Source organism: Streptomyces sp. NPDC091292, from assembly GCF_044757265.1.
GTDB lineage: Bacteria > Actinomycetota > Actinomycetes > Streptomycetales > Streptomycetaceae > Streptomyces.
This window is the reverse complement of the sequence record NZ_JBIVUQ010000001.1, coordinates 875087-900556: the sequence shown is the minus strand read 5'-3', so window position 1 is coordinate 900556 and position 25470 is coordinate 875087. Positions and strand designations below refer to the sequence as shown.

Below are 25470 nucleotides of genomic sequence, written 5' to 3'. Positions count from 1 at the left end.
TCTGTGGGCTCAGGCGAGCCAGTAGGAGCCGTCGATGGTGAGGACGTCGTCCTTGCGGATGTCGAACGGCCTGTTCGTCAGCAGGTTGTGGGAGTTCGGGGTGTCGCTGGTCGTATTTCCGGTGGAGGTCGGGTATCGAAGCCTCGCGATCTTGTTGGTGCCGTCCGTCGTGGGGAACGTCATGCCTGTACCAGTCGCCGAGCCCTCACCGTTGGCGGAGGTGAAGTTCCACGTGAAGAGCGACCGGAACGCGCTCGTACAGGGCAGTCCGGGTGGCAACGTGACCTGGATCGGCTCGGTGTACGCGGGCGGATTCCCGGTCGGGATGAGCTGGATCGTCACGTCGACCCTTTTGCCGACGCACTGGTAGCGGCCGATGTTCGTCGAGCCGGAACCCCAGTTGATGGTGGTCGTCGACGAGTTCCACACCGGGGTGTAGGTGGAGTCGTCGACACCTGCGCTTGCCAGCCACAGCCATCCGGCGCCGTCGCCGACGTAGAGCTTGCCGTCCTCAAGGAGAAGCTGCCCTTTCATGGATGGTGGGCGCGCGCCAGCGATACCAGGCACTACGCCGCGGTCGGTGAGGTAGCGGCGATCCTGCACGTTGGCGGCGGTGACGACGGAGGATCCGGCGGCAACGGTGCATTGGGCGAGGGGAATTTCCCAAACGCCGGAGTCATCCTGGGTGAGACTAGGGGCGATCGCGCCGCCGGTCTTGTACTCAGCGCTGACCTTCTTCGCAACGGGGTCGGCGCGCAGTACGACGAGGTCGATGCGTGCCGTGCCGCCCGCGTTGGGGGGCACGGTCAGGTTTTTGGTGACGTCGAGGAAGTAGTAGAACCCGACGACGAAAGCCCGGCCTGATGCGACGGCTACCGTGGTGGTGCCGGAGCCGGTGACCTTGAGGGCGGTGCTTCCGGCCTCTTGGGCGTGCACACCGTCGAGGCCCCATCGACGGGCCATGCGAGACCACTGGAGCTGAGTGTTGATCGGTGAGCCGTCGAACGGCGCGGAGAACTCAGCCATAGTCAGGCCGCCTTCCGTGTCTTGAGGCGCCCGACGTCTTTCTTGACCTGGGCGATGTACGAGTAGATGCGGGCCACCGTGCCGCCATTGGACGAGTCGCCGCCGACAGTCGCCTTCGTGGACGAGCCGCCCGCGGAGCTGGTGAGAGTGACCTCGCGGACGACGTCCGTGTACCAAGTCCCGCCTCGGAGTTGGGCGGATACGGTGTCGCCGACGTTGTAGTCCCGGCCGTACCGGAGCAGCGGCAGGTCGATCGGCGAGATCGATAGCGAACCTTGACCGGCGCCGTTGGAGAGTGCTTCTTCTCCGGCTTGGTCCATCTGTGCGGCGAGGTCGACGGAGGCGGTGTCGACGGAGGTCTGATCGACGAACTGCTCCAGGACGAGGCCGGGCCATAGAGGGTCTGTGCGGTCGTAGGTCTTGCAGACTCGTGGGGACGTGCCGCCCCCGGCGACGACGATGGCCCGAGTGCATGTCGGCGGGGTGGTCGAGTAGCTGGCGTCGGTGAGATTGCCGAGCCCGAAGCTGAAGCGGGCCGTACCAGTTTTGTCGGCTGGCTGGAACACCTGGAACTGGAGTGCGGATCCGACCTGCACCACGCGGAACCCGAGCCCTGCCGCGCCCGCGATGTCCTGGAGGACGGTGAGGAGGTTGTCGAACTGGTTGACCTCGCGGGTCACGGCCGGGCCGAGGACCGTGTTGGGGGCGAGCGTGAGCAGCGGGTTCCGGCGGGACGTGAGGGCGCCGGGTCCGGCGTTGACGTTGACGAGGGTTCGCATCGCGGTCTCCGCCGCCGTGGCGCTGATCTTGTAGACGGAGGCGGTCTGTGATCCGATCGCTGAACCAGGTGATGGCCAGCATGCGTACCGGGCCAGCACCTCATCATCGGACACGGCGCCGATGGTCAGCTTGCCGTTCCCGGCGTCGGACTCGGAGCGGGACCAGTCCGGGGTGCGGATCGGCCCCGACATGACGGTCTGCCCGGACGCCGTCTTCACGACCAGCCCGTTGCCTTCAACCAGCAGTGGAGCGATCGGCGAGTCTGCGGAGATCGCCATTGTCATCGCACCGATGGCATTGAACCGGGGCACGACAGTGAGGTCGGTGTACTCGGCGACCTGACCGAGACGCTTGAGAGTGCTGTCGCGGACGTAGACGCGCAGTGCGGTCGATTCCATGGTCACCCCCTACGACGCCAGGTAGCGGGGCTGGTAGGTCATGGACACGCTGGTCGCCGACGTCGAGCCGGCCACGAGCAAATTGAGGGCGTTGTCGCCTTCTTCGAGCGGCCACAGCTCGGAGGCGTCGCTGAGGTCTGGCCACAGGTTCGTCGTCCCGTTGAGGAGGGCGGTCTGGCGGCGCTCCCGGGTGTCGATGACGATCGTGTCGGCACCCGTGATCGAGCGGGTGAGGGCGAGGGTGCGGGTCATGGTGCCGGTGACGCCGCCCTCTGCCATGGTGATCGTGTTGGTGAGCGTGATGCTGGTCGCCGGGCCCTTGACCGTCCACACGGGGTAGGCGACGTCGTCGCCCGGGTTGAGGACAATGACCTCGCCGAGGACTTGCGAGTCTCCGACGATGAGCGGCAGGACCGGAAAGAACTCGGCGCTGCTTCCTGCCTTCCAGTTGTGAGTGACGGGGGCTCCGGTCCAGTACGGGGACGGCACCCCGAACGTGATGGCGTTGATGCACCACCGCTCCCCCGCCGCGTCCAGGCTTTCGTCGCCTTCGAGGCCGTCGGCATAGTAGGCGCCGACGCTACGGGTGTCGCCGTCTGGCTGGGTCAGAATGAGGGTGCCGACGCCGCGCTTGGGGTTGAGCGAGTTGATGAAGGCCCGGCGCCGCTGAAGGTAGGCGGCCCGGCTGTCGTTGGCCCAGAACGCGACCGGCAGGATGATCTCTTTGCCGTTGGCGCGGACGTCACGCAGGGCATAGCCGTCGATGCCCGGTGACTCGTCGGTCGAGAACTGGTAGCCGGGCATGTCGAGGCCCTTGGCGCCGGGCTGGAGGAGCCAGCCGTTCTCCCAGTCCGACAGGTGAGTCGTTACGCCTCGCGGGTCGGTGAAGCTGACCTGCGGCATCTGGTTGATGAGGGTGGGCCAGGGAACGCCGGGCCGCTCCTCGGGCGGGATGTAGACCGGGGGGACGAGGATGGGCATGTCAGACCACCACCGTTCGGTGCAGCATGTCGTCTACGGCGAGGGCGTCGAGGATGCTCTTGCGGGAGGCGACCTCGCGGACGGCAGCGTTGTAATGGAGGTGCCGGTCGCCGGCGTTGTTCACGGTGGAGCTGGTCTGGATTCGGGCTGCGGTTGCGGCGGCGCTTCTGCGGACGGCGGCGGCCATGCGGGCGGCTGCGGCTTGTGCTTGAGGCACGGTGTCATCGACGCCTTGGACGTAGCCGAGGCCGGTGAATCGCCCGAGACCTCTGAGGATCTTTGACGGGGACGCCATCTTGAGTTCGACCTTGATGGTCTTCTGAATCGCCTTGGCGATCTTCTTCATCTGGTCCTCGATCGCTTTCTGCGTCGAGGCCAGGCCCGTCAGATACCCCTTGCCGGAGTTGGCGCCAGCGTCGTACATGGCGTCTGCGGCGTCCTTACCAAAGGCGCCCGTGGCCTTGTCAATGCTCGCCTGCGTCGTGTTGATCTGCTTGAACAGGTCGGGGGTTGCATCGACCAGCGCTTGAGCGTAGGCGGCGCCTGTTTCGGGCCCTGCGGTGATGATCTGCTGAAGCAGCGTCTTCGACAGGCCCCGGTCGGCGAGGGTCTTCAGGTTGGCGCCGAACGTCTTGAGTTGGCCGAGCCGGACGTTGAGTCCGCTGAGGATGCCGCCCGCGTCGAAGGTGTTGCCGCCGTTGGGGAGGCCGGTCATCGAGGTGAACTGGACGGCCTGCCCCGTGGCATCGGCGGCCAACTGGTTGGCGGCGGCGATCTTCGCCGTGATGGCGTCACGCTGTTTGGCCAGATTCTGGAGCTGCTTGTTGGCAACACTGATCTGCTTCAGCAGCCTGTCGTCGAGGGTGGTCTTCACGCCCTTGAACGCGTTCTTGATGGCCGTGGCCACCTTCGACATCGCCGAGTCGATAGCGGACGCCGTCCCGGCGAGTTGCTTGAGAAAGTCCGAGCCGACGGACGCTGCGATCGGCCCTGTGTCGATGCGCTTGCCGCCGACCTTGATGACACCGCCGCCGGCGTACCCGCCGCCTCGGGGTACCCCACGGCTGATGCGGACGCCGCCGATGATGCCGCCCAGCGCATATCCGCCGGGGCGGTTGTAGGCCCGGGACAGGCTGCCGTAGGTCTTGAGTGCGTACCGCATCGATGCGTACACGTTGGCCATCGGGTCGACGCTGACGCCGTACATGAACGGGCCGGTCTTCAGGTACTTCCCCGCGTAAGCCCGGAACGTCGGCCGGATCACCTGCATCAGCCCTGTCGACGGATACCCGGCCTTCGCGTTGGAGTCCCACAGATTGACGGCGCGCGGGTTGCCGCCGGACTCCTGGTTCATGCGGCGCAGAGTGGTGGAGACCAGGCCCATGGACTGGTTGAGCTGGCCAAGGGCTTGCTGGACAACGCCTGTCCATCGCTGTACCCCAGATCCGCCGTCGCCTCCGCCCGTGAGATAGAGCATCGGGTCCACGGCTTTGCCGTTGAGGCGTGCCTCAAGGTGGAGGTGGGGGCCGGTGACGTTGCCGGTGGCGCCGACGGAGCCGATGCGGGCGCCCCGCTTGATGCCCTGCCCTGCTCGGGCGGCCATCGCCGACATGTGCGCGTACAGGGATGCGAGGCCGCCGCCGTGGTTGACGGTGATGTGCTTCCCGTAGGGCCCGCCGGACTGGACGGAGGCGACGGTGCCGTTGTCGACGGCCCGGATCTTCGTTCCTGTCGGTGCGGGGAAGTCGAGGCCCGTATGCCTGCCGGACGACCACATGAGGCCGCGGACACCGAAGCGGGTGCCGTAGCCCGCGTTGACCGGCTTGAGCCACTTGCCAGTCGACTCCGGGATGTCCTTGCCGCGGATGTAGTCGATGGCCTTGTCGATCAGGCCGATGGGCAGGCCGCCGACGATGCCGGGCCAGGTGCTGGTGTTGGAGCCGAGGGCCTTCTTGATGCCGGACTTGACGGGCTTGAATGCGCTCGCGGCGAGGTCGGCGAAGCCGCCTCGGACGACGTCGGCGCCCTTGCCGAGGGCCTTACCGACGCCGGACGCGATACCGGAGCCGATGCTGGACAGGCCGGAGCCGATGTCGCCCAGGATGCCGCCGCCCGCGAACCCCCGGAACTGGGACAGCGAACGCCCCGCCATGGCGGCCTGGTTGACGGCGTGGAGCCGGGCCCGCTCATACGGGTCGCGCATCGCCTCGCTGACGTACACGCCTTCGCCGCGGCGCATGGGGACCAACTGGTCGTCGCCCTGCCGGAAGGTGCTGAAGCCAGGGAGGATGCCGCCGCGCGCGAAGCCCTTCGGGAGCCCCATGGGTTTGAGGTCGGGTACGCCTGGGAGGTGTGCGGCGGTGTGGTTCCAGACGCCGACGATGCCCTTGTTGTAGACGGTCTGGATCCAGAACTTGACCGGGCCGCCGACCTTGTCTTCGATTCCTTTCCAGACCTTGCCGATGTTTTCGCGGAGGTCGCGGAACGCGCCGACCATGCGGCCTGCCCAGCGTCCGAGGCCGCCGAATGCGTCGTCCATCGCGCCTGAGGCGACGCGGCCGACGGTGCTCCACAGGGAGCGCCAGGTGTCGGCGATGCCGTCGCGGATGTCGCGGAAGATCTGCACGCCGCGCCGCCACAGGCTGGTGAACCAGCGGATGGAGCCGTTGACGATATCGGGGATGATCGAGTGGCCGAGGAGGATGTCGTACAGCCACCGGAAGTGCCCGGCGATCTTCTCCGTGAGCCACTTCGCCGCGTCGATCGCCGGGCGGAAGCCCTCCTTCAGCCGGGCGAGGTCGGAGACGATCTGCTGGATGGCCGGGATGACGACCTGTGTGATGACCCAGGTCGCGAGGCGGGTCATCAGGTCGGTGAATTCGATCAGCGGTGGCATCAGCGGCAGCAGCGCGGGCAGTAGCTCGGTCGCCATCTGGACGCTGAGCAGCAGGAGTTGCGGCAGCAGGGGTGCGAGCTGGGTGAGGATGTCACCCAGGGACTCGGCCATCAGGATGAAGCTCGGGATCAACTGGGGCAGTACGGGGAGGAGTTGCTGGAGCAGGTCGAGGAATGCGACGGCGTACTGCTCCGCAAGCTCGGCGATGATCTCGGTCAAGCCGGAGATGACGGGAGTCAAGATCGGGCCGAGCATGCCCGCCACGTCCCGAACGACAGGGGTAAGCGCAGCGAAGATCGTGACCAACAAATCGAACAAAGGTTCGACCGCAGGTAGCAGTTGAGCGACAAGATCGCCTATTACGGGCAGAAGTGGCGAAAGTGCACCAACGAGCGCAATCGCCGCCTGAGCCGCGAGTACGAGGATCGGGCCGAGAGCCTTCCCGATCGGTAGCAGCGCCTCCCTGAGGGTCTGCATCAGGTCGCGGATAACCGGGGCCAGCAGGTCCGCGACCTGGACGATGAAAGGGGCGAGTGCGGCGAGGATCGGCAGGACCGCTTGGATGGCCTGCCCGAGAGCGCCGGCGAGGAGCCCGACGATCGCCGACACTGCGGTGAAGATCTGCTTGAGGGCGTCTTGCACTTCGGGCAGTTCAACGACGCGCCGCAGCTCCTTGATGGTGGCGCCGATCGTCGCGAAGAAATCTCCCTGCCCCCCGGCCGCGGCCTGTGTGATCCCCCGGATCAGGCCGCCGACGTCAGCGAGTACATGCCCAAAGCTGATCGCCACATCGAGGGAGGCGTTGATGGCGTCGGTGAGTTTCCCGTTCTCCAGGCCCTTGGCGAGCTTCGCCATGACCTGGTCCATCGCCGACGCGGCCCCGGCCGTCATGCGGTCGAATGCGGGCTGTGCGGCGATGCTCAGTTGTGCGAGGCCGGTGAGGAGTTGGCCGGGGATGCGGTTGAGGTTGCCGAGGCTGGACTGGACGCCGTCGAACACGCCCTTCAACTGCCCCGTCTTTTCCAGGTTCGCGACGGCGTCGAACCCGTACCGCGCCATGCGGTTGAGTTCGTCGGCGATGCCTCCGAGCCCGGCCTGGACGGTCGGGAGGATCAATGCGCCGACGGTTTGGAGGCGGGTGCCGATCCCGGCGAACAGGCGGTCCTGGACGTCGAGCCGTAGCCCGGTCCAGGCGGGTGCCATTGCCTGCAACGCCCCGACGAACAAGCGCGCGTTCGGGCTGAGTTTGGCGAGTGCTTCGTTGACCTTGCTCGTCTGCGTGGCCGCGCTGGTCTGAGCGTTGGCGACGGAGCGTGCGGCGTCCGCGACGGCCCGGTGGGCGTCCTGTACGGCGCGTTCCTGCTGCGCGACCTGTTCGCCCGCCTTACGGATCCGGTCCCGCGCGGCAACAACCTGATCCGACCCGTCGACCCCTGCCTTGTTCGCGGCGGCAGTGTCTGCGGTGAGGCGTTTCTGCTGGCGGGCCTGTTCGTCGGCGGCGGCGCGTGCCTTTTCGAGGGCGAGTTCCTGCTGCTGGATCTGGAGCTGCGTCGCCGTCGGATCCGACCGAACCTTCGCGAGGTCGAGTTCGGCTTGTTCGATGTCGAGCGCGGCTTGCTTCTGGTCGAGGGCGCCTTGGCGGAGGCGCTGGTTCATGTCCTCCAGGTCGCGGGTGGCCTGCCGTCGTGCGGCCGACAAGGCGTCTTGTGCCTGCCGGGCGTCCCGTTGGGCTTGGGTGAGAGACCGTTCCGCGTCGGCGACGCTGCGCTGAGCCTGGGCGAGTGAACGTTGCGCCGTCTCCACCTGGCGCGTCCCAGACGCCGCCGCCAGTGCCTGAGCTGGGGCGGGAGCGAACGCTTCCTTGATCGCGCCGCCGACGCCCTTGAACCCCACCAGCAACGTCGCGGCGGAGAGGCCGAGGGTGGTCAGCATGGGCGCCGTGGTCGCGGCGAGCGGCCCGAGCTGCGCAATCGCACTGCCCAGTGACGCGACCGTCGGGAGCGCCCCTACCGCCGCCGCTGTCAGCTTGAGGATGCTGCCGCCGAGCGACGACACGCCACCGCCCGCACCGTCGCCGCCGAGGCCGGTCAGCGCGCTGAGCCCCAGCGTGCGGATGCGGATATTCGCAGTCCGGTCCCGGGCCACATGGTTCAGCGCAGTGTTCGCCGCTGCCGTGTTCGCCCGTGCCGTGACCGCAACAGTTCGACGCCGGGTGAGGTTGGCGATGTCGTCAGCAGCGACCCGCGTATCAACATCAATGCCGATACGTACCCGCTGGCGCCGCACCAGGTTCTGTATCTCCTGCGCCCCGACACGCGTATCAACCGACGCGCGAATCTTGACGACACGGTCTTTGACCAGCCGGTCCAACTGCCGCTGCGTCGTGTTGTACGCCGCCTGCTGAACCCTGGGGAGGATGTCAACGGTCCGCTGCCCAAGGATCCCCTGAAGGCGCTGCTTCGCCCCAGCCTCGTCAACGTCGACATTCACCTTCACCGTGCGTGGCTGGGTGAGCCTGTCGAGACCGGTACGGGCCGCCGTATCGTCGAGCTGGACTCTCGCCTTGACCGTGCGGTCCGCGGTGAGCTTGTCGAGCTTCGTCTCCGCCGGTTTGGTGTCGAGGTCGAGGGACAGGCTGATGGTCCGCGGGGCGGTCAGCTTGTCCAGCTTGGTCTTTGTGGCGGCGGTGTCGAGGTCGAGGCCGACCTTGATGACGGGCCGCAGTTTTTCGACGGCGGTCCGCACCTTGCGGGTGAGGATGTCGCCGATCTCGTCGCCGGCGGCGACGGCGCCAGGGCGGACCGCCTTGGGGAGTTCGGCGAGCAGTTCGGGGCCGAAGCGCGAGGTGTCGGGGGTGAGCGATACCCGCGTCCGTCCGACGACGGTGGCTTCGGGCATGCTGCCCCTCCCCTCTTACTGCGTTTCGAGTTCGCGGATCTTCGCTGCCCAGTGGTCGATCTCCGCCTGATCGGGCGGGGTTGTGCCGGGCGAGTACTGGTTGAGGACGGCTTCGCTGTACCCGCGGCCTGCGGCTTCGAGTTCGGCTCGGGTGTCGTCGGCGGCGAGGCGGGGTGGTTGGATGACGTCGAGGTCTGGTGGTTGGCCTTTGAGGTGGGCAGTCCACAGGATCCGGACGAGCATGATCAGAGCGTTGTATTGGGCGGCACCGATGTAGGTCTGCTGTGTCCAGCGCCGCCCCTCCATGTCGCCGGAGGCTGCCGCTTTGGTCGCGGAGTCCTCCGGTAGGGCGTCCACCAAGTCCCGGAGTTCGGCCCAGTTCATGGACCCCTCGCCCCAGGACATGGCCCAGAACTCATCTAGGCGGCGGCCGGGGTAGTAGCGCTGGATGTCGGCGCGGAGGCTCCCGGCGTGCTCTCGGAGGAGGGCGAGGAGCCGGAGCCTTCCCCCTGGTCGGTGCCCGCCTCGCCATCCATCTGATCGATGAGGTCCTTGAGTTCGCCGACGGTGAGCTTGGCGACCTTGACGAGGCGGTCGAATGCCTCCGGCGGGGAAGCGATTTCGCGGAGGACGTTGATGTTGGCGTTTCCGCCCTTTCCTTCGACCTCTTCGATGACCTCGACGGGCCAGTTGTCCTGGGTGAGGAGGGTGCAGGTCTCCTCGTAGCCATGCTCGTTCTCGAAGACAACGTCGACGTACTTGATTCCTGCGGCCTCGGCGCGCTGGGCGCGCATCTGCTGGAGGCGGATGACCTTGCGGTTGGGCTTCGACATGGCGGTTCTTTCTCAGGCGGGGGCGGGGCGGGGGCTTGTCAGGTGATCCGCTGTGCCGCCCCCGCCCAGGAGATGGGCGCAGCGGATCACCAGTCAGCGGGTTACGGGGTCGGGAGGGTGACGTCGGTGATGAAGTGCTGCACCGACTGGGCGCCGCCGGGGGCTGCGAGGGCGGTGAAGGTGAGGCCGAAGTTGGAGGAGTCGTCGGCGGAGTGCTTGACGGCTTCCCGGTCGGACACACCAGCGCGGGCGATGCCGATGCGATGCCGCTTCCCCGACATGATCACGTCCAGTCCGAGGGCGATCTCTACCGTGTCCGCGACCGAGCCGGAACCGAAGGAGATGAACTGTTTCTTGGCCACGGGTGTAGTCACCGCCGCCGTGGACGTCATCGCCGCCAACTTCACCTGGTAGTAGAGCGACAGGTTGTAGGCGTTCGTCTCCCGGAACACCAGCTTGAAGGTTTGCGTCCTCTTCTTCGCCAGGTCCACGACCGGGGCGTCCTCGCCCCACGCGTCGAGCTGCGTGCGCTCCTCCTCCAGAGCCTCCTCCAGGCCATCCGGAGTGATGAAGCCCAGGTCGGTCCAGCCCGTCCCCCACGCCTCTTCCGGCCCGGTCGGGAACGTGGCTCCGACCTCGGCTCGGTATGCCTTGCCGGCGGTGCCGACGATGATGTTTGCTGCGTCGCCCACGACGGGCCTCCTAGCTGGTCACTCGGGGTGGGCTGACGCTCATCCCCACAGTCATGCCGACACGGGTGATCCCGGTGTTCGGCTCTTCGGGTCGGTCCTGGGGTCCGGTCTCCTGGCTGACGCCAGTGACAATCCCGTCGGCGGTCGCGCGGCCGGGCAGCAGCTCCCACTCGGCGCACACCCGCTGTGCGAGTCGCATGGCGCCGTCCTCGGTGGCGGCGTAGCAGTCGAGGGAGAGGCGCGGGTTGTCGCGGTTCGCCGGGTCCGCCCAGCCCCGCACGTCCGCGACCCCGCCGACCCGCAGTACCCGCACGGCAGGCAGCGCGGCATTCAGCGCCCGCCCTTCGGGCGTCTTCGAGGAGACTTGTACGTCGGGCATGGCGGCGGCGAGCAGGTCTATGGCGATCTTCTTGCCGTCGGGGAGGGCAACCGGCGTGGCCACAGGGCTACTTCGCCTTCAGTGTCTCGGCCGTCACGGCAGGAACCGTCTTGCTCGTGGGCTTCGGCTCGTCGACCTGCGTGGCGAAGCCCTTCCACCTGTGGACCTCGTCGACGGGAACGTCGATCACGTCGCCCGGCTTCTTGTCGCCGCGCCAGAACGTGAGCTTCATCTTTACGGTGTCGCCGTCAGCCATCGTGGGTCTCCTCGCTGGTAAGTGCGGCAACGATGGCCGCGAACAGGGCGTCCTTGCGACGCTGCTCGACAGGCAGCTCGTGGTAAGGCACAAGGCACGGATGGGTCTTGGCCGCCTCGTCCTTGACCGGGCCGTACACCCAGCCGTCCCGGTTCTTGAAGTCGCACCACGCCTGGTGCAGTTCCTCGCCCGTCGTTCCGGCCTGCGCCTTGCGGACGCCGTCGATTGCGCTGGCGCGCTGCCAATCAGGAGCGTCGTCCCAAGGCGGGGACACGGCGGGGTCGCCCGTCGCGATCTGCCAAGCGCGGTTGGCGGCGTGGCACACGCGGGCGGTGCCTTCGAGAGCCTTCTCGTCAGACATCAGGCACGCTCCGGCCAGTGCCAGGTGCCGCCCTGGTTCTCGGTGAAATCGGCCATGCACCCGCCAGCGCCCAGGGAATGGAAGAACTGGCCCGTCGGGTTGAGGACGGCGAGCCCGACCCGGTACCGCTCGGTGTCGTCGACCTCGGTGACGACAGCGGCACGGCATTGCGGCGAGAATGCCCGGGTACCGTCCTCGCGGACCGGGGTGCCGTGGCTCACGTAGTGGACGATGCGCCCGACGGTGGGCTTCTGGTCAGGCATTGCACTTCTCCTTGTCGGTGAACAGGCGGTTCCACACGGCTTCACTGGCGGTATGGACGTGGCACCAGAGCAGGTCGCGAACCTCCGAGTCGGCCGCCGTCCAGCCGTCCCGCATCTGGTCGACGACGTGGACGAGGCTCTGGACTTCAGGAGGGAGACCATGCAGCTCAGCCCGGTCGGTGTTGAGGTCACCGCTCATCAGTGGTCGCCTCCTGCGGCGTCGAGTGCGTGTCCGAGGGTGTGGTGGGGCAGGTGGATGCGGCGCCCGTGCCGGTCGGTCTGCCGGGTGCCGTACTCGACGTAGATGGAGTGCTCGGCGTCGGCGTCGACGTGGTTGGTGCCGTCGTTGTCGTGCCCGCCCACGCGGTGGATCTTCGACCGGTACTCGCCCGTGTCAACGGGAGCAGTGGCCTGCGCGACCTCGACGACGCGGTCCAAGCGCTGCCGCATGTCCGCCTGCACCTCGTCACTGACCGCGAGAGAGCGCACGGCTTCCTCGTCGACATCGGCACGGATCTCGACCCGGGTGGCCATCAGCCCGCCACCTCCTTGAGATCAACGACCTGCCCCGACACCGGCCCGGACGCCTCCGGCACTGCCGGAACCCCGTCAACATCCCAGTCGCGGCCCTGCCAGCGGACCCGCATCCACTCCGTCACCTGCGGGGCGCGCGGCGGCATGAACAAGCGGGCGATGGTGGTGGTCTGGTCTGATGCGTTCTCCGTCTCGGTCGAGCCCGTGTAGTCGACAGTCGCCCGCCGCACCTCGGTCTCCACCGCTGAATCCCAGTCGCGGACCTGCGTGTTGTATCCGCCCTCGATGAGCGGCGCATCCAGGATCGTCACCGTCTGGCGGCCGATGTTGTACGGCATCAGCCCCACGTCCAGACGAAACCCGGGAAATGGCCGCTGGTCAGCAGAACATCCGCAGCCGACTGCGTCAGCCGTGCCGACGTGCCGCTGGCAGACCCGTCCTTCGACGCCCGCCGAGTGAAAGACCGCTGCCCGGTGCTCATCGACGCCAAATCGTCCTGCGCGCCCGTCTCATCGTCACGGTCGATCAGCCACTGCACCTGCCGCACACACGCGTCCGTCAGAGTCCGCTTCACGTCCGGGTCGTCACCGTCATACGCGAGGCCGTACAGCGCCCGGTCGATCGCCGTCGACGCCCGAGCCAGCAGGCGCACAGCGTTCTCCGGCGCAGGCTCGGGTACGAGCCACGCCTCCAGGTCGCTGACGGTCGCGTAGGACATCGGTTACACCTGCGGCCCGTCGTTGGCGTCCTCGACAACCTGGACGTACTCCTGGCAGTCCTTCTTCGTCGCCCCGGCCGCATCCTCCTCGGGCATGCCGAGGGACACCGCGTAGGCCCGCCAGTCGTCGACCCTGCTGTTCGCGGTCGGCTTCTCCACCGGAGCATCGGGGTCGGCCGGCGTCGGCGTCGAGGAGGGGTAGGGCTCCGCCTCAAGCACCTCATCGACGACGGGCACGAGGTGGCCTCGGGCGACCTGCTTGGCCATCTCGTCGGATAGCGGCTCATCCAGCAGCAGCCGCATACCACCCGCACCCTGATAGATGCGTGCCATCAGAGGGCCCTCGGAATCTTGAAGACCGTGATGCTGCCTGTGGTACCGGTGGCGAAGTCGACGAAGAGCTGAGTGCCCTTCTGCTGGAACCGTCCGCTGGTGAGCGGCGGGAACCATGCCGTGGCGGTCGTCGGGATGCTCGCCGCGAGATCGCCCTGGCCAGCCGACAGGGCCGGCGTACCGGTGCCCGCCTTGACCGTGACGACTCGGGTAGCGCCCGAGGAGTTGGTGACGCGGATCAGGGTGTGCTCGGGATCGGCGTTGTTGATGACGACCCCGTTCGTGACGAGGGTCGCGTCGATGGTGGTCCCTGCCGGGTCGGCGAGAGCACTGTTCGGGAGGAACGGGGTGTACGGGACTGCGGTGCGAGGCATGGGAGGACTCCCGGGGTCAGGATCGGAGGCGACGACGAGGATCACGCGCGGGGATGGTCACGCCGGGTCGATGAACGCCACGGCGATACCGGTCGGGCGCGCGAGCTTCGCCCCGTACACGTGCAGACCACGGATCGCGTCCGAGAACGACCCCTCCAGGCGCAGCGCCTCGGTCTCCAGAATCTGGTCCGCATAGGTGATCGCACCCGGGTAACCGGCCTGGATGACCTGCGTGTCGCTGGAAGGGTTCGGGGCGTTATTCGACATCAGGATGTCCATGCCGGCGGCGCGGCCGATGTACCCGTTGCGGAGACCGTCCGTGGTGCCGGAGGCGTCGGCGCGGACGAACCGGTCGTCCTGGAGGAGGCTGGCTTCCAGCTCCGGGGTGATGACGCAGTACCGGCCCTCGGTGGGCACGTTGGCTCGGTTCAGCCGGGTGCGGAGGGGGATGAGGACCTTGTTGTAGGCGTCCGTCGGCGTGGTGAACGTGTTGATCGGCGCGCCCGTGGAGCCGACCGTGTTGCTCGCGGCGGCGCCGGTGTAGAGGTTCGCCACGTAGCTGTCGGCGGCGTCGCGCAGCTTGTACGCGGAGTTCTGGGCCACCCTGGTCATCGGGTTGACCCGAACCTGGGCCTTGTCGACGTCGTCGAGCTTGAACGCGAAGAACTTCTGCCGGTCGATGATCAGGTCGATCCCGGCGGTCTCGATCTTCTCGTAGTTGAGGGTGCTGTCGGGGTCGTAGTCGCTGACCGTCGGGTCACCGACGGTGGTGATGCGCACCGACTGGCCGAAGTTGGCGATCTCGCCCTCGTAGTCGCTGTTGACGAGCTGCGGCTGGGCGTAGACGAGGGCGTTCCGGAGCGCGTCGAGGAGGAGTGCGCTCCAGATCTGGGGCTTGAAGTTGGCGACGGACAAGGGAGGCTCCTATGGTCAGCCTCCGCCCCCCAGGTAGGCGGCGAAGCGCCCGTCCTTGACGGCTTTGGCGATCTCTTGGGGTGTCATCCGCTTCCGGTCCGCGTCGCCCAACTGCCGCTTGCTGCCCGGTGCCCCGTCCATCGGTGCTCCACCCGCAGGGGTGGGCTCCGGCTTCTGCTGCGGCGCCTTGGCCGCGAGCTTCGCGTTGGACTCCACCGCCGTCTTCACGGCCTTGCCGACCTGCTCGTCGAAGTCGGCCGCGGACGGGTCGAGCTTCGCGATGGCGTTGGCGAAAGCACGTGAGTCGAGCAGGGCGTCGGGGTCTCCGCCGTGTGTTCCGGCCGTCTTGTAGACGGCGAGTTCGACCTCTCGCTGGCGGGCGCGATCGTCGGACGCCTTGGTCCGGTTCTGCTCCTCGGCCAGTTGTTGGGCGAGCTGTTCGGGTGTGGGCGGCTTGTCCTCGTCGGTCTGGACGCCGAAGAGTCCGGCCAGCTTCTTCATGAAGTCGGCCTGCTCGTCGGCAGCCTTCTGCTTGTCCTCGGCGCGCTTCTTCTTCTGATCGTCGACCTCGGTGCGGAGGTTCTCGATCGCCTTCATTGCGCGCTCGGGGTCGAAGTCGCCTTCGAACTTGGGCGCCTTGGCCTTGGGTTCGCTGGGCTTCGGGTCGGTGACCGGTTCGGAGCGTGTGGCGGGTGCGGCCGGCTCTGGCGGAGTCGGTGCGGGGGCCGGGGTTGCGGGCGGGGTGCTCGGGTCCTGCGCCGGGTTGTCGGCGGGGGGTGTTGCGGGGGCGGGGGTCGTCATCTCGGTGCCTCCTTGGGCGGCCTGCGCGGGTCGGCGATGCCTTGATCGCTACGCGTTGGCCCCGATGTTAACCCTGAACCCGCCTCAATGCTGCACAATCAAAGGTGGGAATGCAAGCTAACCTTGGAATCAAAGATGAAAGAGGGTGTCGTGGTAGCCAGCTCAACCCAGGTCGCCGACACGGCGCAGGCCCACCCGGCGGCTATCCGCGCCCTCGAACAGCGCACCATCCCCGGCGCCACACAACCGCTCGCCCAAGCCCTCACCGCCGCCCACTCCGCGGCCACCGCCCGCTGGATCCGCGAAACCACCACCGTCAACGTCCCGGAACTACTCGCCGAGTTCGCCGCCTACGTGACCCGGCTCCTCAACGCCGCATTCGCCGACAAGGGCAGGCAAGCCCAACGCGCGGCAGAACGAGCCGGATTCACGGCAGCGCATGCAGGGGCCCGGCAGGCGTCACAACTCGCCGCCACCATGCGCGGCACACCCACCCCACCCGTCAACGCCGCACCCGGAGACGATGCGCAAGCCGCCGCCGAAGCCATCCCCGCCGCCGTCCAGGAAGAGCACAACCGCGCCCTCGCCCTGCTCACCACCGCGAGCCTGACCGCAATGGGCCTGGCCGGACTCAACTCCGTATTCGCCAGAGCCCGGCGGGCCATCGGCAGGATCACGGCAGCCATCGCCGTCACCATCACCACCGCCCACGCACACGGCGCCAACCTCGCCGCCCGCGCACTCGGCACCGGAGTCCGCCTCCTCTGGGTCCCCGAACCAGACGCATGCCCCGCCTGCGCCGCCTACGCCGGCCGCAGCATCCGACCCGGCGGCAAGTTCCAAGGCGGCCTGTCCACCGACCCACCGCGCACCGTGTTCCTCACCGCGATCACCGGCCCTCCACGGCACCCCCGCTGCCGCTGCGTCCTCATCCCCTGGTCGCCGACCTGGCCACTCGACGGCCCGCCCCTGCCCACCCTGCTGCGCCAACGCGCCCACGCCATCCGGAGGACGGCATGAGAAGGGTTACCAAACCGTCTCACCACAGCCTGATGGCGCAAGCCCGCTGGGACGAGCTTCGCGAACTCCACGCGCAGGGCAAGGGGCGCAACCAGATCAGTCGCGAGATGGGTATCACCAACTCAGTCGTGTCTCGTACCGCCGCACACCTAGGCCTCGAATTCGACCGCTCAAAGATCGCCGCAGCGACGGAGGCGCGGCTCGTCGACCTCGCCGAACGCAGGTCGCTCCTGGCCGAAGACCTCATCGGCGACGCCGAGAAGCTCCGCGCACAGATGTGGGAACCGACCACCGTGTACGCATTCGGAGGCAAGGACAACGAGTACAACGAGCACACCTTCAACGAAGCCCCCGCTGCCGATAAGCGGGCCCTGATGGGCACTGCGGGTATGGCAATCGACAGATCGTTGAAGCTGGCGCCGAATGAGGAATCGTCGGGCGTGGAGGCGGCGAAGAGCATGCTGAGTGGTTTGGGTGAGGCGCTGTCGGCGTTCGCGCGCGCGGAGGATGAGCGCGATGCTCAGGCTGAGGGCGACAAGGCGTAGACGTGCTGGATTCGCTGCCTCTTTCCCGTAAGCAGATCAGGTCTGTCGCCGAGTCGACCACGAAGATTTCCTGCTGGGAAGGCGCGATCCGGTCCGGGAAGACCATCGCCTCATTGCTGAAGTGGCTGATCTTTATTGCGAATGCGCCGACCACGGGCGAGTTGGTCGTCATCGCGAAGACCAGTCAGACCGCGCACCGTAACCTGTTTTTGCCGCTCCAGGATCCGGCGCTGTTCGGGGATATCACCAAGCTGATCCACTACACGCAGGGCGCTCCGACGGCCACCATCCTCGGCCGGACGGTGCACGTCATCGGCGCGAACGACGCCAAAGCGGAACCGAAAATTCGAGGCATGACCCTGTGTGGCGCCTACGTCGACGAGGTCACCCTCGTACCGCAAGTCTTCTTCGAACAGCTCCTCGGCCGCATGTCCGTGAAGGGCGCCCAACTGTTCTGCACGACCAACCCTGATAATCCGGCGCACTGGTTCATGCGGGACTGGCTTTCCCAGGAAGGCGTCAAGCCGCTCAGACGGTTCAGTTTCACGATCGATGACAACCCGTTCCTGGACCCTGACTATGTCCGCGACATCAAGGCCATGCATGAGGGCTTGTTTTTCCGTCGTTTCATTTTGGGAGAGTGGGTCGCAGCCGAGGGTGCGATCTACGATTCGTGGGACCGGGAACGCCACATCGTCAGCAGCTTGCCCAAGGCCGGTATTCACCGGTGGATCAGCCTCGGCGTGGACTACGGAACAAAGAACCCGTTCCACGCTGTGCTCATCGGCCTCGGCGTGGACCGCAAGCTGTACGCGGCGGCGGAGTGGCGCTACGACTCGCGGCAGAAGCGCCGCCAGTTGACCGACGCGGAGTACTCGCAGCGCCTCAAGGCGTGGCTGGGCGAGGTGCCGCAGATCGGCCCGGTGCGCCCGCAGTTCATCACCGTCGACCCGTCCGCCGCATCGTTCTCCACACAGCTACAGCGGGACAAACTGCGGCCAACGCCGGCGAAGAACGACGTCATGGACGGCATCAGGACGGTCAGCTCACTCCTAGCCTCAAATCAGCTTCTCGTTCACGAGTCCTGCAAGGACTTGATCACGGAGATCGGCGGCTACTCCTGGGACGACCAGGCAGCCCTCCGAGGCGAGGAACGACCCATCAAGGTAGCTGATCACGGCGTCGACGCCCTCCGTTATGCCCTATTTACGACCCGAACCCTGTGGCGACACAGGCTCGCCCTGGCCGCCTGAAAGAGAGAACCGTCATGACCGACTACCCTCGCCGTTTCCGCCTCCAGCGCACCACCGACATCACCGGCGTGTCCGGCACCGGCCGCGTCGCCGACGGAATCCTCTGGCCTGACGGCACCGCCTCCGTCCGCTGGACCGGCGAACACCCCAGCATCGTGTTCTGGGACGGCGGCATCGCCGACGCCGAGCACGTCCACGGACACGGCGGCCACACCGTCATCGTCTGGGACGACCCCGAGCCCGCCGCGCCCGGAGACTGCGAGCACTGCCCCGACGGCCACACCCCCGCAGACTCCGGCACCCAGCCGTGGGGCGTGTACGTCGCGGTCGACCGCGACGGCGACGGCCAGCCGACCCATCTGATCGTGGCCCGCTCCGGCGGTGCGCACGTCGCCGAGTCCGACGCCCAGTGGATCCGAGACCGGCTAAACGGCCCGAACAGCGACCGCCCAGCGCCTCCCCCGGAGAGCACCTTCTCGCGGCTCGGACGCGGCGCATAGCCAGCCCCCGCCCTCACCAGAGACACTGACAAGGAGCCACGCCATGCCGCTGCCCCCGTCTGGTAATACGCCGTGGCCGCCGCCGCAGTTGGAGATCCCACACGCCGACATGGACATGTGGCGCGCCTGGTACGCCGGCGATACGACGCACCTGGCCGCGGTGTATGGCGGGCCATCGAGCTATACCCGCAACGGGGTCGCCCGCCAGTTCTTCGAGGTGGATAAGCGGCGGACGGTGGGCGGCGATGAGTTGCGCATGTTTTGGGGTCAGGCGCCGACGCCGGGCCAGCAGGCCGCCAAGCTCCACGTGCCGATCGCGGGGGACATCGCGGAGATGTCGGCGAACTTGCTGTGGGCTGAGGTGCCGCAGGTGACGGTCGACGTGGACTCGACGGATGCGGATGCGGCGAAGGCGACGACCGCGCAGATCGGCCGCTATCTGGATGACCGCGGGCACGCGAAGTTGCGGGAGGCTGCGGAACTGACTGCGGGCCTGTCGAACGCGTACCTTCGGGTGGTGTGGGATACGTCGCTGCGTCCGCGGCCGTGGCTGGATGTGATTCCGGCGGATGCGGTGGTCCCGGAGTGGCAATGGGGTGTTCTCGCCGCGGCGACAGCGTGGCGGGAGCTGGCGCCGTTGGAGGAGGCGTCGGAGGTATGGCGGCTGCTGGAGTACCACACGCCCGGGACGATCGAGTACGGCGTGTACAAGGGCGGGGTGGGGGTCCTCGGGATACGGATGGACTTCGCTGACCATCCCGAAGCGGAGTTCCTGACTGGGCGGACAGACGAGCACGGCCGTCAGGCGACGCAGATCAACCGCCTGCTGATCACGCATCTGCCGAACGTCCTGCCCAACCGACTATGGGACGGCATCCCGGACACGGCACCACTGGGCCGCTCCGACTATGCCGGGGTCGAGCCGTTGATGGACGCACTGGACGAGTCCTGGTCGAGCTGGATGCGTGATCTGCGGCTCGGCAAGGCCCGTCTGCTGTTGCCTCAGTCGATGTTGGAGACCGAGGGCGCCGGCAAGGGTGGTTCATTCGATTTGGAGCAGGAGGTTCGGGTCGCGCTGAACATGTTGGATGAGGGCGGCGCCAAGGACTCGATCACCATGGTGCAGTTCGCTATCCGCGTGGACGATCACGAGCGGACCGCCAAGGCCCTGCGCCGCCAGATCCTGTCCTCGGCCGGCTACTCCGCGCAGAGTTTCGGTGAGGAGGGGACGGTGGCGGTGACAGCGACGGAGGTCGCGGCCCGTAAGGAGGAGTCGTTGACGACGCGGGGCCTCAAGCTGCTCTACCAGCGGCCCGCGCTGCTGGAGGTGCTGTCGACGATGCTGTGGGTGGATGCGGTGCACTGCGGCGCCAAGGGCATCGACCCGGCGGCGGAGTTGACGGCGTCGTGGCCCGCTGCGGTGCAGCCGGATCCGGAGGCCCAGGCACGAACCCTGTCGCTACTCGATTCGGCGGGCGCCATTTCCGCGTTCATGAAGGTGCGGGGGCTGCATCCGGAGTGGGATGAGGAGGAGGTCGTGGAGGAGGTACAGCGGATCCGCGCAGACAAGGCGGATGCGGTCCCCGCCGGGGACCCGTTCAGCACGACGGATCCGGCCGTGATCGATGCGGCCCTCCCGGGATCAGTAGCCGACGATGCGCAGCCGGGCGCGGGCGAAGGAATCGACGGTCAGCCTGTCGACCTCGGGCAGACGGTGTGATCGCTGGTCAGCGGTCCTTGCCGAGAGTGGGCAGTCCGCCACGGTAGGGGTGGTACGCGGATGCATTGGTGCGCGGTGTGATGCCGAGCCTCCTTTTCAGTGCGGCGAGGTGCTCAGCGTCCTGTTCGGCCTGTTTGGCTTCGTCGTCCGCAGCCCGCCGTTGAACCGCCTCATCGTCGGAAACGACCTTCTTCGGTTGCCCGGTGAGGAGGGTTTCCGTTTCAAAAAGGAAGCCTTGCCCCCACGACTTGTAGCGCTCAGCTGCCGCCGCGTCACCACGTTCAAGGGCCTCGCGGCTCTTGGCTTCGAAATCGAGGGCCGCATGAACGCAGAAGGCGTGCCGACTCTCGCCGATCCAGTCCGAACCCGACATCGTGTTGTACGTGGCGCTCATCGTTTCCCCCTGCCGCCAGCAGATGGTGGACGCAATGTCGGGGAGTCTAGCGGCGGGCGCTCTCCGTGTGGAGCGGCAAGGGGCCATGCGTGAGGGCCTGCTCCGTCGGCGGGAGCAGGCCCTCGGGGTGGGGCGGTCATTCGGCTCTGCGGACTTTGACGTGCTGCCACAGGTATCCGGTGATCTGGTCGGTGCTGCCCGGGTTGGTGACGATCGTGCCCGATGGGGTGCGGTCGAGTTCACGCACCGTGGTTTCGCCGTCGTCGTGGATGATGATGTCGCCGATGCGGAGGTCGTCGGCGGGGATGTGCAGGTTGGTCATGGCTGCTCCTTGCTGGTGGTCCACCGCATCCAGGCTGCGAGCCCGGCAACGGCGGCTTTCTCTCGGGTGGGTTCGGGTCGGTGGCGGGTGCAGGGCCCGTCGGCGAGCCACCAGTTCCACCCGTTGCGGCCAGTCCGGCTGGTGCCGCCGTAGGGCGGTTCGATGACCACGAGGATCTGACCGCCGGAGATGACGTGCCAGTGGCGGGTGTTCGGCCAGTCGGGGGCTTTCACCAGCTCGGCGTCGTCGAGGATGGCGCGGGCACGGCGAGCCGACAGGGGGCGGGTCACCATTCGCCGTCCTTGTTGTGTTGCTGCCGCCACTGGTGGCGGAGTTCGCGCCGCTCCTGGCTGAGGCTGTCCCAGAGGTCGCGGGCTCGGTTGAAAGCTTGGTAGGCGGCGTCGACGTCGGCTGCGAGGCGACGATCGCGCGCTTCGAACTCCTCTTGCGTCATGGGGTCGGTGGAGGTCATCCGACCTCCGTCCCGGGCTCGGGCGGGCAGATGCGGTTGCAGCCGGGGCAGGGCCAGTCGACGCAGTGCTGCTTGCGGGCGTGCCACGCGCCGCCACAGTTGCAGGCGGAGTCGTCTCCGGCGTCCGGGGATTCGATGTAGGGGTCGTCTCCGGGGGCGTAGTGGAAGCCGGATCGGTTCGGCCGCTCGGATTCGGGCTCCGTGGCGCCAGGGTTGTCGGTGCGGGCGGCAATGTGCGTGTCCCGCTGGATGTCTCGTTCGCGTTCGGCGGCTTCGGGGTCCTCGGGGTCGTAGCCGTGCGTCATGAGCGTGTCCTTTCGGTTCGTCGGGCGTGCATGCGGTCTTTGATCTGCTGCTGTGTGGGCTGCTCCCACTTGTGCCAGCCGACGGGCTTCTTCCACTGCTGGGCGTGGGGCCGCTGGTCGATGCCGCACCAGCGGCAGCTCATCGGATTCGGGGCGGCCATCAGATGGTCTGGTCGCTGTTCTCGCCGCCGGTCGGGTAGTTCACGGCGCAGAGAAGGTGCTGGCGGGCGTGGGTGCACTCGCCGGACAGGCAGCGGCGGGAGCGGTAGCGCATGCAGCGGCTGGCTTCGTGGTCGCAGTGGCCCTTGCGGCAGTCGGCGGGCAGGTAAGGGTAGTTGGTCATGGTCAGCTCTCCTCATCTCGGTTGGCCGCGCGGTCGGCAAGCTTGACCAAGGCGGCTGCCGTGTCGGGTGCGAGTCCGACAAAGCCGCCGCCGCTGCCGTAGGCGTCGGGGGTGCGCTCGGGCTTGTCGGGGATGCTGATGGCCCCGACGAACGCCTCATCCGTAGGCTGGTCGCCCTGAACAGCCACAGGTAGGCGGTGCCGAGGGTGTCGGTGCCGATTGCGATGCTGTGGCCGGGCGGGGTGGTGTCGTCGACACCGTGCCAGTTGATCGTGCAGTGGGCGGCAAGGAACTTAGCGGGCATGTCGGTCCTCGTCTCGGTTGTACAGGTCGTCCCAGTAGCGGTCATCGGCTCGTGCGCAGGTGTGAGGGTCGTCGTCCCAGTCGTGCACGCGAGGCTCGGTCAGCGGCGTGGGCACATCGGGGTCCGGGGCGGGTGCCGGCGGGGTGGTCATCGGGTCCAGGTTTCGTCGGCTGACGGGTCGTAGCGCTTCCGACGCTTGGGGTCGGTGCTGTCGGCGTGTTCCGGGCTCTTCCAGCACACAAGGGCGTTGCCGTCTTGAGTTGTGGTCGCAAGGCACTTGTCGCCCGTGCCCCTGTGGGCCTTGAGAACGGAAACTTTGCGCATCACCACGCTCCTCGTCGTAGGGCTCGACCGGCCGCGCGGTCCGCGCAGCGGCCCGCTGCGGTTGAGCCGGTTTGGGATGAGTCAACGGCGGGCGGCGAGCAGCCGGCCAGCCTCCGCCGCCTCCCCCGCCGCCTGCTGTACGCGCGGCGGGAGTTGGCGAGCGGTACGGAGGGCGATGCCGTCCGGAACCGGGACCGGCAGACGCAGCGAGGCGATCACAGATAGGTCTCCGCCCGCTCAAGCCAGAAGCCGTCCGAGTGCCCGTCACGGTGCGCGCGGCCGACGGTCCAGCCGTTGAGCCGGGAAAGGTCCTGCCACGTCCACCGGCGCGCCAGAGAGGCCCAGCCGTCCTCCGGTCGGTTCATCAGGTACGGGCGGCCGTCTGTCGGATGAATGCGGACGAGGACGCGGTCATCGAACGACCCCAGCTCCAATGGGGCGGCCTGGAAGATCGGGCAACCGTCGCACTGGCCCTCGGCAATACACGGGCCATATCCGCCGTATCCGGCGCGCCGAGTGTCCGCGTGAGACTCACGCAGGTGGCTGTAGTCCCGGGGCCGGAGCGCGCACTGGTCACCGGCGAGGGAGCCGACTGAGATCCGGTTCCACCCCTGCCCGTCTGGGCCGCCGTTGGGGTGAGCGGGTGCGCGAAGGTGGATCGGCATCACTCGGCCCTCCCCTCGGTGATGACCCGGTCGACCAGTGTGCGGGCGGTTTCCGGGCTGTAGCCGTAGGCGGTGAGGGCGTGCTCGATGACAGGGCGGAGGCTGCGCGCCGCTTCGCGGCGGGCGGGGCCAGGATCCTGGTTTTCGGGGGCGTCGGCCATGGCGGGCTCCTAAGCGGCGAGGGCGAGTCGTGCCGCGGCGGTCTTGAATAGGTCGCGGCGGGGCCGGTAGATGACCGCGATCCGGCCGACCTGCGCGGCGGTGTACCGCAGGCAGGGGCGGGCGCGGCCCTTGCGGTAGGCGACCCCGGGAATTCCGGCGACGCCGGCCTTGACCGCGTTGTTGCGGAGGCTTCCGGCGACGGTGCGGGCGTCGCGCGGGGAGAGTCCGGTGGCGAGGCAGTGGCTGGCGAGGGTGCCGACGCCGGTACGACGGATACGGGCCTGCGCGCGGTTGGTCAGCGAGCGGGCCTTCAGTGTGGCGCGGCGGGTGCGGTTCGAGCGGATCATGCGGGTCCCCCTGGGTGCGGTTGTGCGGTGGATCGGCGGGCCCGGCCAGTGGCGGCCGGACCCTGGGTGGGTCAGTTGGCGATGAGGATCGCGTCGGGGATGACCTGCATGATCGGCAGGTCGCGGCCACCACTGTCCTCGTCCCAGTCGGTGACGATCTCGACGTAGCCGACGCCGGGGACGTCGACGGTGAGCGTGATCTCGGTGGCCTTCCAGGTGGTGTCGCAGCCGTAGGGGGAGCGCTCGACGATGCGGGTGGTGACGATGCCGCCGACCTGCTCGTACATGTCGTTGAGTTCGTGCTGGGTCCAGGCGGTGATGTAGGTGGGGGTTTCGCCCAAATGGGGGGCGGGGGTCCATCCGTACCGGAAGCCCAGCGCCTGGCGGACAGCGGCGACCTTCTCGCGGTCGGGGGCGGCGAGCTTGTGCTCGATGCGAGCGATGGCGTACTGGGCGTCGACGGGGAGGGGCTCGGTGGGCCGGACGGGGTGCAGGTCGATCGGCGCGAGGACGAGGGCCGTTCCGGCGACGACGGTGGCGGCGAGTTCAAAGGTCTGCATGTGACTCTCTCCCCTTATTGAGACTGCCAACTTTCTTGGCGTTTCGATAGTGACACAGTCGCCACCCGTAGTGCAACATAGTTGGCATGATGAACCCCCGAAACGATGCCCACTCAGTTGGCGCAGCGCTGCCTACCGACTTGGCAGCCGCACGTGAGATCATCTGGGTCATGACGCCGCGCCCAGACCCGCAAACCGAAGCCGCCTGGCTTCGCAAGCTCGACCGAGCGACCACCGCTCACGAGAAGGCCAGGGCCACGCTGGACGAACTGATCGCTGACGCCCGAGGGGCTGGCGTCCCGCTTATGACCATCGCCAAGCACACGCCCTACAGCCGAGAGTGGGCGAGGAAGATCGCCGACCGGATCGACACCGAACGCGCCAATCAGACCTCCGACCCCGAACCCGAGGATCCGTCATGACCGACAACCTGCCGGACTGGTTTCGAGCCCAGTTCGACAAGGACGAGCGGATCGCGCGGGAGGCGGCCGACGAGGCGATGGAAGCCGTGAGCAGCGACACGGGCGCAGTGTTCCTTCCCGACTCGGGCAGCCTCCCGCCATGGGTACGGATCACCGCCGCCGTGGTGATCGTGGGCCTGGTCGTCGCCCGTATCTGGCTCAGCTACCGCAACCGCCGTAAGAAGTAGGGCCGATCCCGCATTCCCGCCCCCTATCCCCATCCGGCCGGGCAGACTCCAGGGATGGGTCTACGGTTCGCGGTGCAGGCCGACACGGAGCGGGAATGCGCGGAGGGCCTGAAGGTGCTCCTCGCTCTCGGCATGCAGCCGACGATG

At 67.7% G+C, this 25470-nt stretch carries 40 protein-coding genes; 7 read left to right on the top strand and 33 right to left on the bottom strand.

Annotated features, from left to right (window positions below):
* Window positions 1-9: 9 nt before the first annotated feature.
* From ACIQNU_RS04490 to ACIQNU_RS04400, 19 genes are all read right to left on the bottom strand, one after another.
* Window positions 10-1026 carry a hypothetical protein gene (locus tag ACIQNU_RS04490; RefSeq protein ID WP_401360792.1) on the bottom strand — a complete coding sequence of 339 codons (1017 nt, stop codon included), beginning with the start codon at window positions 1024-1026 and terminating at the stop codon, window positions 10-12.
* A gap of 2 nt (window positions 1027-1028) precedes the next feature.
* Window positions 1029-2204 (bottom strand): siphovirus ReqiPepy6 Gp37-like family protein, encoded by a 1176-nt coding sequence (locus tag ACIQNU_RS04485; protein WP_401360790.1) that lies wholly within the window; start codon window positions 2202-2204, stop codon window positions 1029-1031.
* Window positions 2205-2213: 9 nt separating this feature from the next.
* Entirely contained in the window at window positions 2214-3185 is a 972-nt protein-coding gene (locus tag ACIQNU_RS04480) for a phage distal tail protein (protein WP_401360788.1), read from the bottom strand.
* Window position 3186: 1 nt separating this feature from the next.
* Complete coding sequence (locus tag ACIQNU_RS04475) at window positions 3187-8979, bottom strand: peptidoglycan DD-metalloendopeptidase family protein (RefSeq protein WP_401360787.1); 5793 nt, start codon at window positions 8977-8979, stop codon at window positions 3187-3189.
* A gap of 15 nt (window positions 8980-8994) precedes the next feature.
* Window positions 8995-9384, bottom strand: coding sequence for a hypothetical protein (locus tag ACIQNU_RS04470; protein WP_401360785.1), 390 nt, complete (start codon window positions 9382-9384; stop codon window positions 8995-8997).
* 14 nt (window positions 9385-9398) lie between these two features.
* Window positions 9399-9812 carry a hypothetical protein gene (locus ACIQNU_RS04465; protein WP_401360783.1) on the bottom strand — a complete coding sequence of 138 codons (414 nt, stop codon included), beginning with the start codon at window positions 9810-9812 and terminating at the stop codon, window positions 9399-9401.
* A 101-nt stretch (window positions 9813-9913) separates the two neighbouring features.
* On the bottom strand, window positions 9914-10504 hold the full coding sequence (locus ACIQNU_RS04460; protein WP_401360781.1) for a phage tail protein: 591 nt from the start codon (window positions 10502-10504) through the stop codon (window positions 9914-9916).
* 10 nt (window positions 10505-10514) lie between these two features.
* Window positions 10515-10946, bottom strand: a complete 432-nt coding sequence (locus tag ACIQNU_RS04455; protein WP_401360780.1) for a hypothetical protein — start codon at window positions 10944-10946, stop codon at window positions 10515-10517.
* 4 nt (window positions 10947-10950) lie between these two features.
* On the bottom strand, window positions 10951-11139 hold the full coding sequence (locus tag ACIQNU_RS04450; RefSeq protein WP_401360778.1) for a hypothetical protein: 189 nt from the start codon (window positions 11137-11139) through the stop codon (window positions 10951-10953).
* Window positions 11132-11500 carry a RyR domain-containing protein gene (locus tag ACIQNU_RS04445; protein WP_401360776.1) on the bottom strand — a complete coding sequence of 123 codons (369 nt, stop codon included), beginning with the start codon at window positions 11498-11500 and terminating at the stop codon, window positions 11132-11134. Before ACIQNU_RS04445 ends, ACIQNU_RS04450 begins: the two co-directional genes overlap by 8 nt.
* Window positions 11500-11763 carry a hypothetical protein gene (locus ACIQNU_RS04440; RefSeq protein ID WP_401360774.1) on the bottom strand — a complete coding sequence of 88 codons (264 nt, stop codon included), beginning with the start codon at window positions 11761-11763 and terminating at the stop codon, window positions 11500-11502. Before ACIQNU_RS04440 ends, ACIQNU_RS04445 begins: the two co-directional genes overlap by 1 nt.
* Complete coding sequence (locus ACIQNU_RS04435; protein ID WP_401360772.1) at window positions 11756-11962, bottom strand: hypothetical protein; 207 nt, start codon at window positions 11960-11962, stop codon at window positions 11756-11758. The genes ACIQNU_RS04440 and ACIQNU_RS04435 overlap by 8 nt, the downstream gene beginning before the upstream one ends.
* Window positions 11962-12297: an HK97 gp10 family phage protein gene (locus tag ACIQNU_RS04430; protein WP_401360770.1), complete on the bottom strand. Its 336-nt coding sequence runs from the start codon at window positions 12295-12297 to the stop codon at window positions 11962-11964. The genes ACIQNU_RS04435 and ACIQNU_RS04430 overlap by 1 nt, the downstream gene beginning before the upstream one ends.
* Window positions 12297-12635 carry a head-tail adaptor protein gene (locus ACIQNU_RS04425; protein WP_401360768.1) on the bottom strand — a complete coding sequence of 113 codons (339 nt, stop codon included), beginning with the start codon at window positions 12633-12635 and terminating at the stop codon, window positions 12297-12299. The genes ACIQNU_RS04430 and ACIQNU_RS04425 overlap by 1 nt, the downstream gene beginning before the upstream one ends.
* Window positions 12635-13015 carry a hypothetical protein gene (locus ACIQNU_RS04420; protein WP_401360766.1) on the bottom strand — a complete coding sequence of 127 codons (381 nt, stop codon included), beginning with the start codon at window positions 13013-13015 and terminating at the stop codon, window positions 12635-12637. The genes ACIQNU_RS04425 and ACIQNU_RS04420 overlap by 1 nt, the downstream gene beginning before the upstream one ends.
* Before the next feature lie 3 nt (window positions 13016-13018).
* The gene (locus tag ACIQNU_RS04415) at window positions 13019-13348 is read right to left on the bottom strand and encodes a hypothetical protein (protein ID WP_401360764.1); all 330 of its coding nucleotides are present in this window, start codon (window positions 13346-13348) and stop codon (window positions 13019-13021) included.
* On the bottom strand, window positions 13348-13722 hold the full coding sequence (locus tag ACIQNU_RS04410) for a hypothetical protein (RefSeq protein ID WP_401360762.1): 375 nt from the start codon (window positions 13720-13722) through the stop codon (window positions 13348-13350). The genes ACIQNU_RS04415 and ACIQNU_RS04410 overlap by 1 nt, the downstream gene beginning before the upstream one ends.
* Window positions 13723-13779: 57 nt before the next feature.
* Window positions 13780-14637: a P22 phage major capsid protein family protein gene (locus tag ACIQNU_RS04405; RefSeq protein WP_401360760.1), complete on the bottom strand. Its 858-nt coding sequence runs from the start codon at window positions 14635-14637 to the stop codon at window positions 13780-13782.
* 15 nt (window positions 14638-14652) lie between these two features.
* Window positions 14653-15438, bottom strand: coding sequence for a hypothetical protein (locus ACIQNU_RS04400; RefSeq protein WP_401360758.1), 786 nt, complete (start codon window positions 15436-15438; stop codon window positions 14653-14655).
* Between the two features lie 150 nt (window positions 15439-15588).
* Between ACIQNU_RS04400 and ACIQNU_RS04395 the strand changes: the two genes are divergently transcribed.
* The 5 genes from ACIQNU_RS04395 to ACIQNU_RS04375 are packed head-to-tail and all read left to right on the top strand — an operon-like array spanning window position 15589 to window position 20476.
* Entirely contained in the window at window positions 15589-16458 is an 870-nt protein-coding gene (locus ACIQNU_RS04395; RefSeq protein WP_401360756.1) for a hypothetical protein, read from the top strand.
* 32 nt (window positions 16459-16490) lie between these two features.
* Window positions 16491-17003, top strand: coding sequence for a hypothetical protein (locus tag ACIQNU_RS04390; RefSeq protein ID WP_401360754.1), 513 nt, complete (start codon window positions 16491-16493; stop codon window positions 17001-17003).
* 2 nt (window positions 17004-17005) lie between these two features.
* Window positions 17006-18256 (top strand): PBSX family phage terminase large subunit, encoded by a 1251-nt coding sequence (locus ACIQNU_RS04385; RefSeq protein ID WP_401360752.1) that lies wholly within the window; start codon window positions 17006-17008, stop codon window positions 18254-18256.
* Between the two features lie 14 nt (window positions 18257-18270).
* Window positions 18271-18756 (top strand): hypothetical protein, encoded by a 486-nt coding sequence (locus tag ACIQNU_RS04380; protein ID WP_401360750.1) that lies wholly within the window; start codon window positions 18271-18273, stop codon window positions 18754-18756.
* A gap of 43 nt (window positions 18757-18799) precedes the next feature.
* Window positions 18800-20476, top strand: a complete 1677-nt coding sequence (locus ACIQNU_RS04375) for a hypothetical protein (RefSeq protein ID WP_401360748.1) — start codon at window positions 18800-18802, stop codon at window positions 20474-20476.
* A gap of 7 nt (window positions 20477-20483) precedes the next feature.
* On the opposite strand, the gene ACIQNU_RS04370 is transcribed toward ACIQNU_RS04375, so the two are convergent.
* The 14 genes from ACIQNU_RS04370 to ACIQNU_RS04305 all read right to left on the bottom strand — a co-directional run bounded on the left by ACIQNU_RS04370 (window position 20484) and on the right by ACIQNU_RS04305 (window position 24674).
* Window positions 20484-20870: a hypothetical protein gene (locus ACIQNU_RS04370; RefSeq protein WP_401360746.1), complete on the bottom strand. Its 387-nt coding sequence runs from the start codon at window positions 20868-20870 to the stop codon at window positions 20484-20486.
* Between the two features lie 136 nt (window positions 20871-21006).
* Window positions 21007-21192 carry a hypothetical protein gene (locus tag ACIQNU_RS04365; protein WP_401360744.1) on the bottom strand — a complete coding sequence of 62 codons (186 nt, stop codon included), beginning with the start codon at window positions 21190-21192 and terminating at the stop codon, window positions 21007-21009.
* Window positions 21189-21485 carry a hypothetical protein gene (locus ACIQNU_RS04360; RefSeq protein ID WP_401360742.1) on the bottom strand — a complete coding sequence of 99 codons (297 nt, stop codon included), beginning with the start codon at window positions 21483-21485 and terminating at the stop codon, window positions 21189-21191. The genes ACIQNU_RS04365 and ACIQNU_RS04360 overlap by 4 nt, the downstream gene beginning before the upstream one ends.
* Entirely contained in the window at window positions 21479-21664 is a 186-nt protein-coding gene (locus tag ACIQNU_RS04355) for a hypothetical protein (protein ID WP_401360740.1), read from the bottom strand. Before ACIQNU_RS04355 ends, ACIQNU_RS04360 begins: the two co-directional genes overlap by 7 nt.
* The gene (locus ACIQNU_RS04350; protein WP_401360738.1) at window positions 21661-21969 is read right to left on the bottom strand and encodes a hypothetical protein; all 309 of its coding nucleotides are present in this window, start codon (window positions 21967-21969) and stop codon (window positions 21661-21663) included. Before ACIQNU_RS04350 ends, ACIQNU_RS04355 begins: the two co-directional genes overlap by 4 nt.
* Window positions 21966-22130: a hypothetical protein gene (locus ACIQNU_RS04345; RefSeq protein WP_401360736.1), complete on the bottom strand. Its 165-nt coding sequence runs from the start codon at window positions 22128-22130 to the stop codon at window positions 21966-21968. Before ACIQNU_RS04345 ends, ACIQNU_RS04350 begins: the two co-directional genes overlap by 4 nt.
* The gene (locus ACIQNU_RS04340) at window positions 22130-22312 is read right to left on the bottom strand and encodes a hypothetical protein (RefSeq protein WP_401360734.1); all 183 of its coding nucleotides are present in this window, start codon (window positions 22310-22312) and stop codon (window positions 22130-22132) included. The genes ACIQNU_RS04345 and ACIQNU_RS04340 overlap by 1 nt, the downstream gene beginning before the upstream one ends.
* A 2-nt stretch (window positions 22313-22314) precedes the next feature.
* Window positions 22315-22500 (bottom strand): hypothetical protein, encoded by a 186-nt coding sequence (locus ACIQNU_RS04335; RefSeq protein WP_401360732.1) that lies wholly within the window; start codon window positions 22498-22500, stop codon window positions 22315-22317.
* Between the two features lie 105 nt (window positions 22501-22605).
* Window positions 22606-22767 carry a hypothetical protein gene (locus ACIQNU_RS04330; protein WP_401360730.1) on the bottom strand — a complete coding sequence of 54 codons (162 nt, stop codon included), beginning with the start codon at window positions 22765-22767 and terminating at the stop codon, window positions 22606-22608.
* 254 nt (window positions 22768-23021) lie between these two features.
* The gene (locus ACIQNU_RS04325) at window positions 23022-23159 is read right to left on the bottom strand and encodes a hypothetical protein (protein ID WP_401360728.1); all 138 of its coding nucleotides are present in this window, start codon (window positions 23157-23159) and stop codon (window positions 23022-23024) included.
* Window positions 23156-23305, bottom strand: coding sequence for a hypothetical protein (locus ACIQNU_RS04320; protein ID WP_401360726.1), 150 nt, complete (start codon window positions 23303-23305; stop codon window positions 23156-23158). Before ACIQNU_RS04320 ends, ACIQNU_RS04325 begins: the two co-directional genes overlap by 4 nt.
* A 299-nt stretch (window positions 23306-23604) precedes the next feature.
* Window positions 23605-23766, bottom strand: coding sequence for a hypothetical protein (locus ACIQNU_RS04315; protein ID WP_401360725.1), 162 nt, complete (start codon window positions 23764-23766; stop codon window positions 23605-23607).
* A gap of 9 nt (window positions 23767-23775) precedes the next feature.
* Window positions 23776-24114 carry a hypothetical protein gene (locus tag ACIQNU_RS04310; protein WP_401360723.1) on the bottom strand — a complete coding sequence of 113 codons (339 nt, stop codon included), beginning with the start codon at window positions 24112-24114 and terminating at the stop codon, window positions 23776-23778.
* Between the two features lie 71 nt (window positions 24115-24185).
* The gene (locus ACIQNU_RS04305; protein ID WP_401360721.1) at window positions 24186-24674 is read right to left on the bottom strand and encodes a hypothetical protein; all 489 of its coding nucleotides are present in this window, start codon (window positions 24672-24674) and stop codon (window positions 24186-24188) included.
* An 86-nt stretch (window positions 24675-24760) separates the two neighbouring features.
* Between ACIQNU_RS04305 and ACIQNU_RS04300 the strand changes: the two genes are divergently transcribed.
* Window positions 24761-25096, top strand: a complete 336-nt coding sequence (locus ACIQNU_RS04300) for a hypothetical protein (RefSeq protein WP_401360719.1) — start codon at window positions 24761-24763, stop codon at window positions 25094-25096.
* Window positions 25093-25323 (top strand): hypothetical protein, encoded by a 231-nt coding sequence (locus ACIQNU_RS04295; protein ID WP_401360717.1) that lies wholly within the window; start codon window positions 25093-25095, stop codon window positions 25321-25323. Before ACIQNU_RS04300 ends, ACIQNU_RS04295 begins: the two co-directional genes overlap by 4 nt.
* Window positions 25324-25470: the final 147 nt, after the last annotated feature.